This window comes from Arthrobacter sp. SAFR-044 (assembly GCF_059414985.1).
Genome location: NZ_JBPFDN010000001.1, coordinates 143,414 through 160,460 on the forward strand (window position 1 = coordinate 143,414; position 17,047 = coordinate 160,460).

The following is a 17,047-nucleotide window of genomic DNA, read 5'->3' on the forward strand; positions in this document are numbered from 1 at the left end:
GGGGGAGGGGGCCGAGCTGCACGCGCTCGAAGCATGATGTAGATCATAGACCGGCTTGCGCGATTAGCGCAAGACGGGTTGCGCAAAACGCGCAAGAGGGTGATTTTCGCGCAGCCCAGCCGGCGGCCGTCGATATTGTCAGGGGTGGGCCTTAGGCTCAGCCTGTGCCGCACTTTTCCGTTACCCGTGCCCGCGCTGACCGTGCAGTTCCAGCGGGCCGCGTGGGCTATGACCTGAATGCCGACCGTGTCCTGCTGCACACCTTCCAAACCGAGGATGCCTTGGGTGAACTCCTTTCGACCGGACAACTCCTTCCCGACCCCAAGCGGGCGGAGCCGCCGTTCGCTGATGCCTATGGCTGGATGCTCCGGGAGATGGGCCGGCGTCTGCCTACCAGTGGCGACAGCGCCTTGTGGTTCTGGGCACGCACTACCCGCGACTGCCTGGTGGACAGCTGCAGGAACCAACGCGGCGGCGTCCTGCTGACATGCCGGATCCCGCGGGAGCGGGTGTTGCTTTCCCACTTCTGGGACTGGCATCGCGCCCTGAATGGCACTCCCCACGTGCTTGAACTGCCGTGTGAAAGCGACGAAGACTTTGAAGCGAGGCGGGACAGGATCTGGGACGAGCTGGACGACCGCAAGCGTGCAGCCGGCGTCTTCGATAAGGGATTCCTGGAGTGGCCTGAGGATGTGCGCCTGGATCTTGAGCGGGGCTGGGAGCAATTCCTTGACCCGGCAACCTATGGCAGGTGGGACACCGTGCAGGCAACGGCGCACTCGCTGCATGCCGAGGACGTTATTGAGGCTGTTCGGCTGGATCCGCTTTAGGCGTTGCCATCTGGTGCTATTGATCTCAGCCTTGTCTGAGTTGCCGCGCTGAAAAGCTTCTTATCAAACCCAACCAGCATCCCCGCGATGCTTAACGCACACTTCCAGACAGGAGCAGTCGCTCGAAGAGAGAAGCCGAAGGCGGTCCAAGCGTTGCGGCAACCTCGCCATTGTGGTGACGTCGATGAATTCGCCGTTTCCAACCCGCTCCAGGATCTTGCTGCTTTGATTCCGCAGTTCACGATTGGGGATAGTTGTCACAGCCAACCTCCGTAGCAGCCTGCTGGAGGTGCACCAGAGCCCAGTCCCAGCGGATCAGCTCCTGCTCGAGACGGACCTTGGTTCCGTGCGTGTCATTCCCGAGGGTTTGATATACCGCTGCCTCTGGTCGCGTTAGTCGGGTTAGTTCTGCCTGTGACGGCGATGGCTCCGTTCCCCAAAAGTCCTTATGCGCGAGCAGCGTCTCCTCGTCCATCAGGACGCTCTCGACGTGCGGGTGCACCGCGCGGAGCTGGTCCAGGATCCGGAAGCCATGGGTATCGATGTCGCCCCAGTAGTGGATGCGGCAGTTCCGGAGCCAAAAGGCGTCCCGCAGCGAAGAGAAACCATAACCTCCGCCGTACAGGGCCAGCGTCCTGGGCCGGTCAGGGAGAGCGAGGAAGTTCACCTGGTTTTCGGTGGCGATCACTGTGTCCACCGGCAGCTTCAGGGCCGTGAACGCCTCGGCGGTCACGGTGATATCCCGGGCGCCGCCGAACAGACCCAGGGCCGGATCAAGCAGGCGGAACCGGACCAGCTCCGGGGGATGCAGGAATCCGTGCCGCCGGGCGAACCGGGCCGCGGGTGTGCGGCCGGTGCCGTCGTCCAGCGCGCCATCGTCCGCGGCCGGCTCAGGCTCGAGCGCTTCGAGGTCCTCCCCGCCGGCGGTCACGTCTTCGGGAACGGGCAAGACGGCGGCCAGCAACTGGTCGATGACCTGGCGGTTACGCTCGATGAACTTCGTGTGGACACCAGGCAGGCCCAGTTGCCGGACGTAGATGCCCGGCTCCGGGTTGTCCTTCAGCCACAGCGCCACCCGTGCGGCAGTCAAGGCGTCAGAGCCAAGCTCCAAGAGCTTCAGTGGCCGCCGGGCCGTCCAGGCAGCAAACCGTGGATCCAGCTTACAAAGGCCTGCAGCAAGAGACCGGAAAAGCGCCGCCTCCCGACCCTTCCCAACAAACGCGATCTCATCCTCAACGCCGGCGAAAACCGCGGTAGATGGAACCCGGTTGGAACCAACCGTCCGCCGCCCCACTTCAACGGTCTCCAGGTCATACCCACCCGCTCCGGCAGAAAGCTCAGCCGCCCACGCCCGGACCGCAGCGTAATCAGTCAACAGCTCCGCCGCCGTCGGACGCTTCAGGGTGCGCCGCCGCGGATACACGCCGGAGGGGGAGACAAGCTCCCGCAGCAGCGCACCGCTGTTCCAGGCCTTCAGCGACTGTGCCCGCAACCCCGCCAATGATGTCCAGGACTTAGCGGGCACGCCGGTCCTTCTCCTCGCGGTACTCCTGGATGGTCATGTTGCGCAGCTGGGAATCGTCACCGTTGATGTTGGCCACGAAGCCCACATGCGAGACAAACGGCTCGATCACGTGGATCTTCTGCAGCGGCGTGACGATCAGCAGCTGCAGCTTCATCCGCTGGAACAGTTCCAGCCCGTACCGCGCGGACTCGTCAGAGCCGCGGCCAAAGGCCTCGTCGATCACCACGAACCGGAAGCTCCGACCGCTGCCCGCGGCACGACTAGCGCCTTTGCCGGAGCCCAGCCCGAACTGGAACGCCAGCGCCGCCGCGAGGATGGTGTACGCCAGCTTCTCCTTCTGCCCGCCGGATTTGCCACCCGAGTCCGTGAAGTGCTCGTACTCCTCGCCGGTCTCCGTCCACTTTTCCGACGCTGAAAACGTGAACCAGTTCCGCACGTCCGTGACCTTCGCCGTCCACCGCCGGTCCAGCTCGGTGAGCCCGTCCCGGCCACGGAACCGTTCGATCAGCCGCTCCACCTGCAGGTACTTCTGTTCCGAGTACTGGTCCTCGTCGCCGATGGTCCCCTCCGAGCACGCCCGCAGGTCGCTGCCGAACTCGCGCACGTCCTGGTCCGAGGTGGCCTGGTGCTCCAGCTGGATATGCCGGCCCGTGTTGTACGGGATCCCCGCAAGCGACTGGTTGATCTCCCCGATCCGGTTCACGATGTCCTGCCGCCTGCTGTCGAGGAACGCGTTGAACGCCACTACCTCGTGGATGGTGTTCTGGTTCAGCGACTCCTTGAAGCGGGCCTCGAACCGCGGCAGGTCGTTGTCCTCCAGCTGTGCCAGCAGCCGGTTGTACTCCGCGGCAGCTTCCAGCGACGCGTCGATGTCAGTGGTTTCGTTCGGGTATTTGTTGCGGAAGTCCGCCATTTGCCGCACTGTGCCTTCGGCCGCCCGGGCAATCCGCTTGGCCAGCGCGTCGATGCTGTCGGTCAGCCCTGCCCGCACTGTGCTTTCCACGGTGCCGGTGTTCCGGTAGGTGAGCGGCTTGTCGCCGAGCGCGCCCTGGGCGAGGCGTCCGACGGCGGCCAGCACGACGGCGTCGTCCGTCACCGGCGTCCCGGCCAGGACAGCGCGGCACTCCTGGATCGCCTCCTCGATGTCTTTCGCGTCCTTCTCATTGGCGCCGAGGCGTTGCTGCAGCTTGCCCGCTTTGTCCTCCAGCCGGTCCAGCTGGGCAGCCACCTGCGCCTGCTTGGCCATCAGCTGCTGCAGGACGTCGCTGGTGGACTCCAGCTCCCGCTTCTCCGCCTTGAGGTCCTCGATCCGGCGTGCGGTGAGCTGCCAGCTGATCTCGCCGAAGTCCTGCACCGAGCCGATGATGCCGAGCTGCCGGTTCTGCCGGCCCAGCAAACCAAGCTGGTCGTTGACCTTGCCGAGTTCCGTGGCCAGCACTTTGATCCGGCCCTGGATCTCATCCTGCTCGGCACGGAAACGGGCGATCTTGTCGTGGTTGTCCCAGCCCAGCACGTAGTTGCGCCGGTCCGCCAGGTCCTTCCGGTCATCCTTCTCGTGCCGGCCGCGGCCGCCCTTGAGCTGGCCGTTGGCCGTCAGCGCCTTGGGGTAGCGGCGGAAGTCCGCCAGGTTCTCGCAGCAGAAATAATCGAACCGGCTGCTGAGCTCGTCCTGCAGGAAGTCGCGGAACGGCGTGCCCTGCTTGATGGCGATTTTGGCCGCCAGCGTCCCGGGCTCCGCCGTTTTGGGCGAATACGGGTCGCCAACCCTCAGGTACACCAGCCGCCCGCGGAGGTTATTGGAATCCACCCAGGTGCTGACGGCGGCGTAGTGTTCGGCAGGCACCAGGAGTGAGAGCGCGAACCCGTGCAAGGTGCGTTCGGCCGCGCCCTCCCACGCGGCCTCGCCGTCGCGGACCCGCAGCAACTCGCCCACATAGGGCAGCTCAGTGTCCTTGATGCCGGTTCCTTCGCAAAGCCGGCGGCGGATGTCCAGCTGGGGGAGCGGAATCAGGTTGCGACGCGCCTGGAGACTGGTGAGCTCGGTGGCAATGTCCGCGGCCTGGTTGCCCAGGACGGTCCGGGTCATGGTCAACTCGGTGCGCCGGTCCTGCAGTGCGTCCGACGCCTTGGCGAGTTCCTGCTCCACCTCGGCCAGCCGGGCCCGGTTGGCGTCAAACAGCACCCGGTCCTCAGGCGCCTGCAGTCCCAGGTCCGCGGCCGCGAGGGAGTACGTCTCAAACCGCTGGCGCTGGGCAGCCGATTCTGCGGCAAGCCGGGACAGGTCGGCGTCGATCGCTGCCAGCCGCCCGCCGCCGTTGGTCCGGATGTCCTCCTCCACTCCGGCAAGGTCGCGGCGCAGCTGCTTGATCTCGCCGTTGAGCCGGGCCGCGTCCTCCTGCAGGCGTGTGCCGGTCCGTTCCAGCTCGGCCTGGTGCTCCAGGCTCAGCTGCAGTTTCCGGTCCGTGAACCACGGATGCAGCTGGTCCCGCTGTTTCCGGGCCAGCTCGTCCTCCGCGCTTAGCTTCGCGTGCAGCGCCGCGCCGTCCTTGATGGGCGCCAGCAGGGCGATCTGGTCCTTGGCACGGAGGACTGCGTCGTGGGCTTTCTTGAGGTCGTCGAAGTGGTGGATCAGGTTGGTGATCCGGGCGGCAACGTCGTCCTCTTCCAGCATGTTGCTGCGCACGAACGAGGTGATGTTCTCCACCTGCTTCATGGACACCGTGCGGTGGAACAGCTCCATGGCCTGGTTCCCGGTGATCCCGAACTGCCGCTTGAACGCAGCCGCGTAGGGCTCGAAAGTGTCCCGGACATCAACACCTGCGGCCCGGAGCTTCTTCTTAAGCTTCAGCGGGTCCTGGCCGAAGTTGCTGAAGTCCGCGGCAATGGACTGCTCGGCCTCGGCCAGGGAGTAGAAGCGGTTGGGCTGCCCGGCCTCCTGCGTTGCCCACAGCGTGATGCCCAGCGTGACCCACTTGCCCAGTACGGCGTTGTGGAAGACGCCCAGCACCACCGTCAGCTGCCCCGTCCCGCGCAGCGCCACCGGTTTGGAGTACTCGCCGCCGGTGCTCCTGGCGCTCTTGTGGAAGCCCCGGACATAGGACATCAGGGAGCGTTCCTTTTTCTGGGCGCCTGCGGCTTTGTTGTACTCGATCTTGTTGGCTGGCAGCAGCAGCGTAGTGATTGCATCCACCACGGTGGACTTGCCGGAGCCGATGTCGCCCGTGAGCAGGCTGTTCGCCCCGTCCAGCCGGAACGTGCGCACCCCCTGGTGGAACGTGCCCCAGTTGAGCAGCTCCAGGCGGTGCAGCCGGAAGCCGGGGGGAGTACCGCCGTCGGCCGCCGTGTCGTCCAGGCTGAACAGGCTCTCCTGCAGGTCGTTGCTGAGCTGCGCCGTCACTTGCCCTCCTCCGTTTCTGCTGCCCGGGGGAGCCGCTCGCCGGCGAGAGTGGCACGGTAGTCGGCCAGCCGCGCGTCGAACTCCTCCAGCCACTGCGCGTCCACGTACGCCTTCAGGATCCGCGCTACCTCATACGTGTCCGCCTGCCCCTTGAGCTTGCGCAGGAAGCCGAGCTCCACCACCTTCTTGATATCGGTGGCCAGCCGGTCCAGGATCCGGGCCTCGTTGCTGGAATCGGGCAGGAACACGGAGACCATGTCCGCAATTTCCTGCTCAGTCAAGATGAGGCGGAGCTCGCTGCTGTTGGTATCGAACTCCAGCATCCGGCCGCGGAGCAGGGCCAGCAGCAGGCTGACGTTGAACGTGAGGCTCCGGCGGGCGATGAGCCGGGGGAGGGTGCCGTCCGGATCCTCGCGCGAGCGCAGGAAGGCATAACCTTCTGACTCATCAAGGATCAGCTCCAGGCCCAGTATGGACACGTAGTCCCGGACGTGGGAGGTCAGCCCGAGGAGGGATTGCCAGACCTTTTCGTCGTTTTCGGCGTAGAGCACGCCTTTGAAGAGCCGGGTGACGACGGCGGGCAGCTCCTCCGGCGTGTGCGTTGCGGTTTCGCTGGGGGTCATGCCGGCCTTCCAAAGATAATCTGTTCGATAGTGGCTTCGCGGATGCTGCCGTCCGGCAGCTGCCACGAGAGCTGCTGTTCCTGCTCCGGGTTGATGGTGGCCCAGTCCGATTCGGTGGCGAGCTGGCAGTACGCCACCACCTCGGCCAGGCCCTGGGACAGGGGATACGTGGCTGTCACCTCGGCAAGCGTTGCCTGGTCCGCGTCTGCCAGGACGGCCTCGATGTTGCCCCGCAGCCGTTCCTTGTCCACGAAGAACTGGCTGAACAGGGCACCTGCGTCCACGTCCAGGTCATCGGCGGTGAGGACGGCGTCGTCCACCATCACCTTCCGGGTGGGCTCATACAGGGGCCGTTCAAAGGGCAGCACCACGTCCACGGACGGGGCGTCGATCTCCATGAAGACGCCCGACGGCGGTGCCTCCCGGGTGCCGAGCGCCCCGGCTTCAACGCTGCGGATCAGCTGCATGATGCGTTTGTTTTCCAGGAAGACCTTGTCATCCAGGAGCCGGCGCATCTGCTGGGACAGCTGGCGGACGGTGGCCTGGGTCTGTTCGACGGCGGGCAGCCAGTCCTGGTGAAGGTTGGCGGCAGTGTGCAGGCTGTCAGTCTGGGCGAGCGCCTCGATCCGGGTGGCCCGATCGAGCAGATCCTGCAGTTCGGTGCGCAGCTGCGGGGACATGAGGTAGTCCCAGAAGCCCTGGAACGTGCGCCCCTGCAGGGAGCTGCTGATGTCCTGCTGGTTGCCGAAGATGGATTCCAGCAGTTCGCCCTGCGTCCCGTCCCAGGTGGCGATCTGTTCCCGCACCTGCCGGTCCAGTTTCCGGAAATTTTGTTCAACCTCCCTGAAATCGGACAGCAGGTCCTTGGCCAGGGTGGTGAGCTGCTGCAGGTGGTCCAGGGCCTCCGGGCCGGTCATGACACGGATGTTGCCGTCCCTGATCCGCTGCATCTCGGCGTCGATCCCGTCCCGCTGGCGCTGCAACTCGGCAAGCCGGACTTCCGGATCCGTTTCCGACTGTTGGACCAGCTGCTTGAGGACGGCGAAGATGCTGGTGAGGCGCGACTGGGTGGCCACGAATTCCCGCCCCCGCAGGTTTTCCACCCACCGGATGACGTCCTCCGCTGCCGCGCTGAGGTCGTAGTGCGGCTGGTCTTCGCCCGGGACATAGTACTTGCGGAGCCATTTGCGATCGTCGGAAGCCCAGTCATCCAGGTACTCGCCTGCCTGGCGCGGGAACCGTTCGTCCCCCTCCGAGTCCCGCAGGCCGAACAACACGTCATCCAAAACATCGATAAGTTCCTGGCGTCCCAGGTTTCGCTGGTTGGGTCCGGTGAATGCGGCCATGAAGAACGTCAACGCAAGCGGAGCGTTTTGGGCGCGAAGCAGTGACCAGCCCGCGTGGTTTTCACGCAGGGAATTGATGGCGTAGAAGTCCATGCGCGTCCCGTGGTTAGAGGCTCACGTTGTCGAACTCACTCTAAACGCCCGCCCTGACAATTTCGTCGCCCGGGCCAGGCTGGCGGCCACGACATCGTCAACGGCACCGCTACAGCGTCTCCGGCACCGGCCGTCCCGGGAACAGCGTCGCGTACTGCTTCCGGTACATCCGGCGTCCCACCAGCCGGTAGGCAAGCCGGACCGGGGGAGGGATTTCCTTGAACAGTTCCTTCCGGTCCGCGGGAGGGTTCGTGGCCAGCACCATGCCCAGGTAGCCCACCAGGAACTTCTTATCGAGTTGCTGGATTCCGTGCTGCCCGGCCGCCGCCATCTCTTTCTCGGTGAGCAGCCGGTCCACTACGGGCATCATCTCTGTGACCTCGCGGCGCAGGTGGGTGTTGAGGACCCTGGAGAGGTCCTCATAGCGGGCGGCGAGCTCGGCTGCCGACTCCTCATCCGCGGTCCGCATCCAGCGCAGGCGGACCGGCTCGATTGCCTCAAGTCTTTGCGTCACCTGCCGGTGCTGCTCAAGCATCTGCCCCACATGCAACGCGCAGGCAGGCGCCCGGTCCTTGACCTGCGGGTACATGAGCAGGTCCTCGCCCTCGTGGTGGATGTGGAGCGTCTTGTCGAAGTTCCCCAGCACTTCCCCCACGTAGCCGGCGCGGGTGGTGTCGCCGGCTGCGGCCGAGCGCACCAGGCCGGGCGCCTCACCATACGCCCAGAGGAAGAAGCGGTGGATGCGCCGCATCCCTGCGGTCCCTGTACACAGAACCGGCCCCGCGGGGAGGGGAGGAGCGGTCTCGCCGGGTTGCATGGTGAAGAAGTCGGTCACTGCGGGCCCCTATCCTTTGTCTCGCGAGACAAAGGAGCTCTCCCCGGCAGCATCGTATCCCCGGGCTGGACGGCGCACAACGGCCCTGTGGAAGTACGACGCCGGCAGCCGGCCCGGGTGCCGGGCGCTGCGTTGGGAAAGGGACAGGGCCTTGCGAGAGATGTGCACGTCATTTGCACGTTTGTGCGCGAGGGCTGCCTGGACCGCCGCAAGCGTGCGGGGCGGCCATTTCCTACTCACCAGTAACAATGATGGTTTCCGAGGGGATGGCCCAGGCGTCCCGGCACCCTTCCCGGGCGCGGATTTTGCCGCACATCCGTGCACTTTCGCTCCGCAGGAGCACCAACGCTGCCAGCATGGGAAACTCGGCCGGGAACTGATGGGCACCCCCAAGACCATCAGTTCCCGGCCGCCCGTTAGGCAGACGAACAAAGAGGTTTACATGTCATTCCTTAGCCGTGCCCTGTCCATATCCGCTGCAGCGGTCCTCGCCTCCTCATTGATGGCCGCTCCCGCGCAGGCCATTGATATCTCCCCGCCCGGAGCCAACGACTGGTCCTGCAAGCCGTCGGCTGAGCATCCGTACCCCGTGGTCCTGGTGCCGGGAACGTTCGAGAGCATGGAGAAGAACTGGTCGACGCTGTCGCCGTACCTCAAGAGCCAGGGGTACTGCGTCTTCGCCCTCAACTACGGCCAAACCAACGGCGTCTACGCCACGGCACCGGTCAAAGATTCCGCCCAGCAACTTGCCCCCTTCGTGGACGCGGTCCGCTCCGCCACCGGCACAAGGCAGGTGGACCTGGTGGGCCACAGCCAGGGCGGCATGATGCCCCGGTACTACATGGGCTTCCTGGGCGGGGCCAAGTACGTCCACCAGCTTGTCGGCATCGCCCCTTCCAACCATGGCACTGAGGGCGTGATCCTTCCGCCGCCGGACCTCGTGCCCACGCCCGACTACACTGCGGCGGGCTGTGCCGCCTGCGCAGACCAGCAGGCCGGCTCGCCCTTCATGCAGGAGCTCAACTCGATCGGCGATACTGTCGCCGGTCCGGCCTACACGGTCATCTCCACCACCCACGATGAGGTGGTCATCCCGTACAACAGCCAGTTCCTGAATGGATCCGCACGGCAGGTCACCAACATCACCATCCAGGACAAGTGCCCGGCCGACGTCTTCGAGCATGACCAGGCGCCGAACGATCCCGTGGTGCACCAGCTTGTGGGCAACGCCCTGGCCCAGCCGTCCGGTCCGGCAGATCCGGCCTACCAGCCCGCCTGTATCTAACGGCGGAGCCGGACCAAAGCAGAACGACGGCGGGAGGCCGGCTCACAGGCCGGCCTCCCGCCGTCGTCACTGTCCAAAGGCCCTGCAACTGGCCTTAGTTGCTCCGTTCCTGCGCGGGCTGCCCGGCGGCAATGGTGTGCGGCACGGTCACGAGCGCCACGACGGCCAGGGCTCCGGCGGCGGCGAACGCGTAGAAGCCCCACGGGTAGGCGATGCCCGCGGCAACCAGCCCGCCGGTCACTGCAGGTCCGGCGATTGCCCCCACGCGGCCCACGCCGGCGGCGAAACCGAGGGCGGTGGCGCGCAAGTGGGCCGGGAACAGCTGGCTGACCCAGGCGTAGACGAGCACCTGGGAGCTGAAGACAAACACTCCCGTGACGAAGACCAGGGCGTTGAGCAGGATGGCGTTTTCGACCTTGACGCTGAGCAGGGCAAGGCATACGGCGGACAGGCCGAACCAGAGCAGAACGATCCGCTTGGTTCCGTGCCGGTCGGCCAGGATGCCGGCAATGATGAGGCCGGCAACGGCGCCAAGGTTCAGCACCAGGAGCAGGGATATGCCTGCGCTGACGGGATATCCCGCAGAAGCCATGAGCTGCGGGAGCCACGTGTTCAGGCCGTAGACCAGCAGGAGCCCCATGAACGACGCGGCAGCGATAGCCGCGGCCACCAGGGGGTACGGCTTCTTCGCCAGGTCACGGACACCGCCCTGCTCCTGCTTCCTGGCGTTCCGTTCCGCCGGCAGGGTCTCCGGGAGCTTGAACCAGAGGAGGGGTACCAGTGCCAGCCCAGCGATGCCTCCCACCACGAACATGGTGCGCCAGTCGGGGATGACCATCAGCGCCAGGAAAGCCGTGGCCACCGCTCCCGCGTGGTAGCCCGTCATGGTCCGGGTGGTCGACTTGCCGGCCGATCCTGCCGGAGCGTAATCGTTCATATAGGCCAAGGCGACCGGAAGGCAGGCGCCCAGCCCCAGGCCGGCCAACAGCCGGAATGTGCTGAACACCGCCACGTTGGGGGCCCACACCACCGCGATAGTGAAGATGGAGAACCACAGAACGCAGGCAACCAGCAGCTTGCGGTGCCCGAAACGGTCCGACAACGGGGCAATGAAAAGCGCCCCGAGACCCACACCGACAAGGGAGATTGTGGCAGCGAGGGTTGCCCCGACCGCGTCGAAGCCAAGCTCGCCGGTCTTGATGAGCGTGGGAATCACGGTGCCAAGCACCACCAGGTCAAAGCCGTCCAGGACCATGGCCAGCCAGCAAAGCAAGACCGGCCACCGTGACGTACGGGTGGGAGGGGGAGTTGTCATTTAATCCTCATTGATCAGAGAAGCCAGGGATGCATGCCTGCTGCGGGCCCCGTCACCGGGGGGAGTGATCTACGGCATGCTTTCTGATTGCAGGCTACCGCCCGGTTCATCAAACGTACAAATGTTCGACCTGCGAACAACGGCGGGAGGTCACGATGAAGACAAGTTCCTCCGGTCTGGGCCTATCCAGCTGTGGCTGGTGTGACGCAAGATAAACCATGAAGAAGACACTCATAGCCGCTCTAGCCAGTTTGGTGATGGTTTTCACCGGCCTCACGGTCGCCGCTCCGGGCAACGCCGCCGCGCCGTCCTCGCCGGTGCCGGGACGGATCCTGGTCAAGTTCCAGGACCACAGCGCTGCTGCCGCGGTCCTCGGCCAGCACGGGCTCAGCGACGGTCCTGCGATTGGCAGCACCGGCGCCCACCTCATCAAAGTTCCTGAAGGAAAGGAACTGCAGCTCGTCGCTGCGCTGGGCCGGAACCCCGCGGTTGAGTATGCCGAACCGGACGAACTGGTGACTGCCGCCACTGCCGACCCGTACTTCGACCGTCAGTACGCACTGCAGAACGTGGGGCAATCCTTCACGAACACGGAGGGAACGGTCACGGTCGCGGGAGGCACCAAGGACGCCGATGTGGACGCCGTCGAAGCATGGAATGTCACCAAGGGAACCGATGTCAGGGTCGCCATCGTCGATTCCGGTGTTGCCATCAACCACCAGGACATCTCATCCAAGGTGGTAGACCGGGCAAACTTCAGTGACACGCAAATCCTCGCTCCCGAGGATTATGACCAGTACGGCCATGGCACCCACGTGGCAGGCATAGTGGCGGCCACAATGGACAATTCCCTGGGCGTGGCGGGTGTGTGCCCGGGCTGCTCCATCCTGGATGCCAAGGTCCTCAACAGCAGCGGATCGGGCTCCTCCTCGGGCATTGCCAAGGGTATCGACTGGGCTGTCGGCAAGGGTGCCAAGGTCATCAACATGAGCCTGGGACAGCGGGTGTCATCACGGACCCTCGAGGCTGCGGTCAACAACGCCTGGAACCAGGGAGTGGTGATCGTAGCCGCGGCCGGCAACGCCGGTACCCAGGCCCAGGTCTACCCCGGCGCGTATCCCAACGTCATCGCCGTAGCGGCAACCGATAACAACGATGCGAAGGCGTCTTTTTCAACGTATGGCAAGTGGGTGGACGTCGCCGCGCCGGGGGTCAGGGTCTACTCGACCCTTCCGAACTACACGTCCGTCCTGGCTATGCAGAACAAGCTTTCGCCGGGCTACGACATCCTCAGCGGCACTTCGATGGCCTCACCCATTGTCGCTGCCACTGCCGCCCTGGTATGGAGTACCCCCGCGGGCACTTCAAACGCATCGGTCCGCAAGAAGGTGGAATCATCGGCTGATCCTGTTTTCGGCACGGGTTCGTACTGGGCCCATGGCCGGGTGAACGCCTGCAGGGCAGTCGGCGCCCCGGGGTGCTGAGCGGGCCGGCCCTTGACAGCCAGTCCTGCCTCTTAGGAGTATCAAGGTGCCGGCGCGGCGCGTCGTCTCCTGCAAACCGATCTCCGGTTCTGCTTCTCGAAGGGGGATATGGGATGCAGTCAGAACACCCTCGTCCCGGGCCCTTCCGGCGGGTGGCAGCAACTTTTGCCCTCCTGCTGGTCCTCGTTGCCACTGGCTGCACAGAATCTCCGAAGCCCCCTGACAAACGGTCAGCGGCCCCGGACGTGCACATTGCCGCAGTGGGCGACATGAACCCTGAGGAGAATACCGACCCGGAGAGCCCGTCCGGCCGGAACGGCGCAGCCATCACCCGGCTGGTGGAGAACAACGAGATCGACGCGTTCCTGGGCCTCGGAGACTTCCAGTACAGCACTGCGCACTGCGACGACTACGTGCACTATTGGACGCCGCTGTGGGGTGGCACCAAGCCCAAGCTGTACTGGGTGTCCGCCCCCAATCACGACTGGGAACCCGGCCGCAACGAAGACCTGGCCAAGTACATGAACGGCCAATGCGAGGGAGATGCGCAGAAGGCCGCGATCAACCAGGAACGCGGGTTCGTCCCGAACGGTGAACCATACTCGAAGGACTTCGGGAACTGGCACTTCGCGTTCCTGTCTTCCGCGCTGTGGAGGTATGACACCACGGATGCCAAGGCTGCGACGGACTGGCTGGACAAGGATCTCTCCGCCGCCCAGGCGGCGGGTAAGAACCTGGCAGTGGTCTACCACGAGCCGTACTTCACCTCGGACACGGAGGAACACGGTCGCGCCGGGGACCAGAAGCCGTGGATCGACGTGATGTGGAAGCATCGGGTCCGGCTGACCCTGTCCGCCTCCCAGCACAACTACGAGCGGTCGTGCCCCGTGAACAACTCGGACAAGTGCGTAGATGACGGGATGACGGCCTTCCAGGTATCCACCGGAGGCATCGATACGCGCCCGTTCACCAGCAAACCGAAGTACATTGCCAAGCGGTTCAGCGATACCCGCGGCTTCCTCCGGCTGACGCTGCACGACGACGGCTCCTTCGACTGGAACTTCGTGGCAACCACCGGCTCGGGCCAGGATTCCGGGAGCCGTTCCGCGCCGTGATCCAGCCCGGGAAATGCGCAGGACATCATGTTTGGGACTTTTACCCCTATGCGGACAGTCGGCGCGCGGCAAAAATAGCCCGCATGAGTAAATTCCTCGCTGCCGGCCTCACGGCGGCAGCCATGCTGCTTGGCTCTGCCTCGGTTGCCCTTCCCGCCAATGCTTCGGCAGGGACGCCGGGCGGCCCAGGGCACATCATGGTCAAGTTCCGCGACGACGGTGCTGCCGCCAACGTACTCCAACGGCACGGCATTGTCGGCGGGCCCGCCGTCGGCAGCACGGGTGCCAGGCTGATCAGCGTGGCCGCGGGCGGGGAGCAGCAACTCATCGACGCACTGGGCCGGGATCCCGCCGTCGAATACGCCGAACCGGACCAGCCCGTGGGTGCCGCCACCTCGGATCAGTATTTCCCCCGCCAGTACGCCCTGCAGAATGACGGACAGTCGTTCACCAACACCAAGGGCGACATCACCGTCCCTGCCGGGACGCTGGACGCAGACGTGGACGCCGTCGAGGCATGGAACACCACCACCGGCAAAGGCATCAAAGTCGCGGTGCTGGATTCCGGGGTCGCCAGCGACAACCCCGACATCGCACCCAAGGTGGCGGCCCGCGCCAACTTCAGCAGCTCGGCCACCAAGGCCGGCGACCCCGTCGCGGAGGACTACTACGGCCACGGCACCCATGTGGCCGGCAACGTTGCCGCCACCGTGAACAACACCATCGGAGTGGCCGGCGTCTGCCCCGGCTGCACCATCCTGGCCGGCAAGGTCCTCAATGACAGTGGAGTTGGTTCCAGCTCCAGCCTGGCAAGCGGCATCGACTGGGCCGTCAGCAACGGAGCCAAGGTGATCAACATGAGCCTGGGCGTGCGGGCATCGCGCACGCTGGAAACCGCCGTCAACAACGCGTGGAACAAGGGCGTGGTGCTGGTTGCCGCCGCGGGCAACGGCGGCAACCAGACCAAGATCTATCCGGGCGCCTACCCGCACGTGATCGCCGTCGGCGCCACCGATAACAACGACGCCAAGGCCTCATTTTCCACCTACGGCGCCAGCTGGGTGGACCTTGCGGCGCCCGGCGTGAACGTCTACTCCACCTTCCCCAACCACCCATTCGTCCTGGCCAGCCAGAACAACCGCTCCCAGGGCTATGACGTGGGCAACGGCAGCTCGATGTCCTCGGCCATCGTGGCAGGAGCGGCGGCGCTCGCCTGGAGCTCGCATCCCGGCGCGACGAACACGTCAATCCGCGAGGATGTGGAATCCACGGCGGACGAGGTTCCCGGCACCGGCACCGACTGGGCCTACGGCCGGGTCAACGCCGCCAGCGCCGTCAAGTAAGGTCAGGCCTGCGGCTGGAGCCCCGGGACGCCGTCGCGGATCTCGAAGGAGGCCTTGGTGGACACCGGGGCGCCCGGCGTCGTCACGTGGTCCAGCACCCGGAAGTCGGCGGTCATCGCGTCCCTGGTGATGCGGGTGTTCACGTAGCCGCGGTTGTCGTTGTAGAACTTCAGGTGCGGGTTCCAGGCCATGGTGGCATCCGTGGTGGAGCCGGTGCCGTTGCCGGTGGAGGTGATGGAGGTGCACACCAGCTCGGAGCCGACCACGGGGGAGGCGGGGTCCTTGTAATCCACCTTCACGTCGTTGGCCCAGTGCCGGTGCACGTCTCCAGTGAGCACGACGGCGTTGCGCACCTTCGCGTCGATCCAGCCTTGCGTGATGCGCCGGCGGGAGGCCGCGTACCCGTCCCAGCCGTCCATGGAGACGTCATCGACGTCCAGGGCCTGGGCCCGGTCCCGCTCGGCGAAGAAGACCTGCTGGCCCAGGATGTCCCACCGCTGGGTGGAGCTGCGGAAGCCGTCCAGCAGCCAGTTCTCCTGCTCGGCGCCGGTGATGGTCCGGTCCTCCGCCAGGCGTTCGGCCACGTTCTTCTTCCAGCCGTCGCCGGCCAGTTGGTCGTCCCGGTACTGCCGGGTATCCATCATGTGGAAGTTGGCCAACTGTCCCCACTGGATCTTCCGGTAGATCTTCATGTCCGGGCCTGCCGGCAGCGACGACGGACGCAGCGGCACTTTCTCGTAGTACGCCTGGAACGCGGCCGCGCGGCGCTGCCGGAAGTGCTCCACGCTGTCGTTCAGCTGGCCGGCATCACTGTTCTCCGGGACGTCGTCCGCCCAGTTGTTGTCCACCTCGTGGTCATCCCACACCACGGCCCAGGGTGCGATGGCGTGCGCAGCCTGCAGGTCGGCGTCGGCCTTGTACTGGGCGTGCCGCTGCCGGTAGCTCTCCAGCGTAACGGTCTCCGGGCCCTCGTGGTCTCGCGGGTTGCCGCCGCCGATCACGTAGCTGTCCTTCTTGTATTCATAGAGGTAGTCGCCCAGGTGCAGCACCAGGTCCGGGTGGTCCTCGGCCAGGCGCCGGTATGCGGTGAAGTAGCCATGCTCGTACTGGGCGCAGCTGGCGAACGCCATGGCCAGCGCCGCCGGTGTTTCGTGCAGCGCCGGACTGGTGAGCGTGCGGCCCACCGGGCTGACATGCCTGCCGGCGCGGAACCGGTAGAAGTACTCCCGGCCGGCCTTGAGTCCGCGCAGCTCCACGTGCACTGAATGCGCGGCCTCAGGACGGGCCTGCTCCACGCCGCGCGCCACCACATTGCGCATGCCCTCGTCCTCGGCCACCTCCCACTGCACCGCAACGTTGCGGGAGGGCATGCCGCCCAGTCCGTCCTCCGCCACGGGGTTAAGCGCCAGACGGGTCCAGAGTACGAAGCCGTCCGGCCAGGGCTCGCCGGACGCGATGCCGAGCATGAAGGGATCGGCGCGGAGGCCGGCGTCGTCTGCGGTGGATACGGCGACGGCGGCACTCGGCAGGGCGGCGACCAGGCCGACCCCGAGGCCGGCGGAGATGATGGTTCTGCGGGAAATGTTGTCCATGGCCCCGACACTATTTCCGGCGGTTGGCCAGGTTTTGTTGCGGGTATGAATGGCTGGTTAACGGCGTGACAAGGATGTGAAATCGCTGCTTCAGGCCGCCCTGCTGGGGAGGGGCGACGCACCTGCGCGGCGATTCCGTCTGGTGAGGGAGGGGAACGTCCCTAGCTGATGGCGGTCATGACGTTCCAGCCGTCGCCGACCTTGATGCGCCACCCAAACAGTCCGTTGCCTTGGCCGGGGTAGGTCCAGAGGGTGCCGTTGGTG

The 17,047-nt window shown here is 65.5% G+C and carries 12 protein-coding genes; 5 read left to right on the forward strand and 7 right to left on the reverse strand.

The features are described from left to right. Positions 1-164: 164 nt before the first annotated feature. Positions 165-830, forward strand: coding sequence for a DUF3841 domain-containing protein (locus tag ACR65J_RS00620; RefSeq protein ID WP_440165148.1), 666 nt, complete (start codon positions 165-167; stop codon positions 828-830). A 238-nt stretch (positions 831-1,068) separates the two neighbouring features. Here the strand turns inward: ACR65J_RS00620 and ACR65J_RS00625 are convergent, their stop codons facing one another. The 5 genes from ACR65J_RS00625 to ACR65J_RS00645 form a co-directional block, all read right to left on the reverse strand. Beyond that, positions 1,069-2,355, reverse strand: a complete 1,287-nt coding sequence (locus tag ACR65J_RS00625; RefSeq protein WP_440165150.1) for a Wadjet anti-phage system protein JetD domain-containing protein — start codon at positions 2,353-2,355, stop codon at positions 1,069-1,071. Next, complete coding sequence (locus tag ACR65J_RS00630; RefSeq protein ID WP_440165152.1) at positions 2,345-5,752, reverse strand: ATP-binding protein; 3,408 nt, start codon at positions 5,750-5,752, stop codon at positions 2,345-2,347. The genes ACR65J_RS00625 and ACR65J_RS00630 overlap by 11 nt, the downstream gene beginning before the upstream one ends. After that, positions 5,749-6,375 carry a DUF4194 domain-containing protein gene (locus ACR65J_RS00635; protein ID WP_440165154.1) on the reverse strand — a complete coding sequence of 209 codons (627 nt, stop codon included), beginning with the start codon at positions 6,373-6,375 and terminating at the stop codon, positions 5,749-5,751. Before ACR65J_RS00635 ends, ACR65J_RS00630 begins: the two co-directional genes overlap by 4 nt. Continuing rightward, a complete protein-coding gene (locus tag ACR65J_RS00640) occupies positions 6,372-7,814 on the reverse strand; it encodes a DUF3375 domain-containing protein (RefSeq protein WP_440165156.1) in 1,443 nt (480 codons plus the stop codon). The genes ACR65J_RS00635 and ACR65J_RS00640 overlap by 4 nt, the downstream gene beginning before the upstream one ends. A 109-nt stretch (positions 7,815-7,923) precedes the next feature. Beyond that, the gene (locus ACR65J_RS00645; RefSeq protein ID WP_440165158.1) at positions 7,924-8,649 is read right to left on the reverse strand and encodes a hemerythrin domain-containing protein; all 726 of its coding nucleotides are present in this window, start codon (positions 8,647-8,649) and stop codon (positions 7,924-7,926) included. A gap of 442 nt (positions 8,650-9,091) precedes the next feature. Between ACR65J_RS00645 and ACR65J_RS00650 the strand changes: the two genes are divergently transcribed. Further along, on the forward strand, positions 9,092-9,934 hold the full coding sequence (locus ACR65J_RS00650) for an esterase/lipase family protein (protein WP_440165159.1): 843 nt from the start codon (positions 9,092-9,094) through the stop codon (positions 9,932-9,934). A gap of 94 nt (positions 9,935-10,028) precedes the next feature. On the opposite strand, the gene ACR65J_RS00655 is transcribed toward ACR65J_RS00650, so the two are convergent. After that, on the reverse strand, positions 10,029-11,249 hold the full coding sequence (locus ACR65J_RS00655) for an MFS transporter (RefSeq protein WP_440165161.1): 1,221 nt from the start codon (positions 11,247-11,249) through the stop codon (positions 10,029-10,031). A gap of 218 nt (positions 11,250-11,467) precedes the next feature. Between ACR65J_RS00655 and ACR65J_RS00660 the strand changes: the two genes are divergently transcribed. From ACR65J_RS00660 to ACR65J_RS00670, 3 genes are all read left to right on the forward strand, one after another. Beyond that, positions 11,468-12,733 (forward strand): S8 family serine peptidase, encoded by a 1,266-nt coding sequence (locus ACR65J_RS00660; RefSeq protein ID WP_440165163.1) that lies wholly within the window; start codon positions 11,468-11,470, stop codon positions 12,731-12,733. A gap of 269 nt (positions 12,734-13,002) precedes the next feature. Then, a complete protein-coding gene (locus ACR65J_RS00665; RefSeq protein ID WP_440165165.1) occupies positions 13,003-13,848 on the forward strand; it encodes a metallophosphoesterase family protein in 846 nt (281 codons plus the stop codon). Positions 13,849-13,931: 83 nt separating this feature from the next. Next, positions 13,932-15,191: a S8 family serine peptidase gene (locus ACR65J_RS00670; RefSeq protein ID WP_440165166.1), complete on the forward strand. Its 1,260-nt coding sequence runs from the start codon at positions 13,932-13,934 to the stop codon at positions 15,189-15,191. 2 nt (positions 15,192-15,193) lie between these two features. On the opposite strand, the gene ACR65J_RS00675 is transcribed toward ACR65J_RS00670, so the two are convergent. Next, entirely contained in the window at positions 15,194-16,783 is a 1,590-nt protein-coding gene (locus ACR65J_RS00675; RefSeq protein ID WP_440165168.1) for an alkaline phosphatase D family protein, read from the reverse strand. Positions 16,784-17,047: the final 264 nt, after the last annotated feature.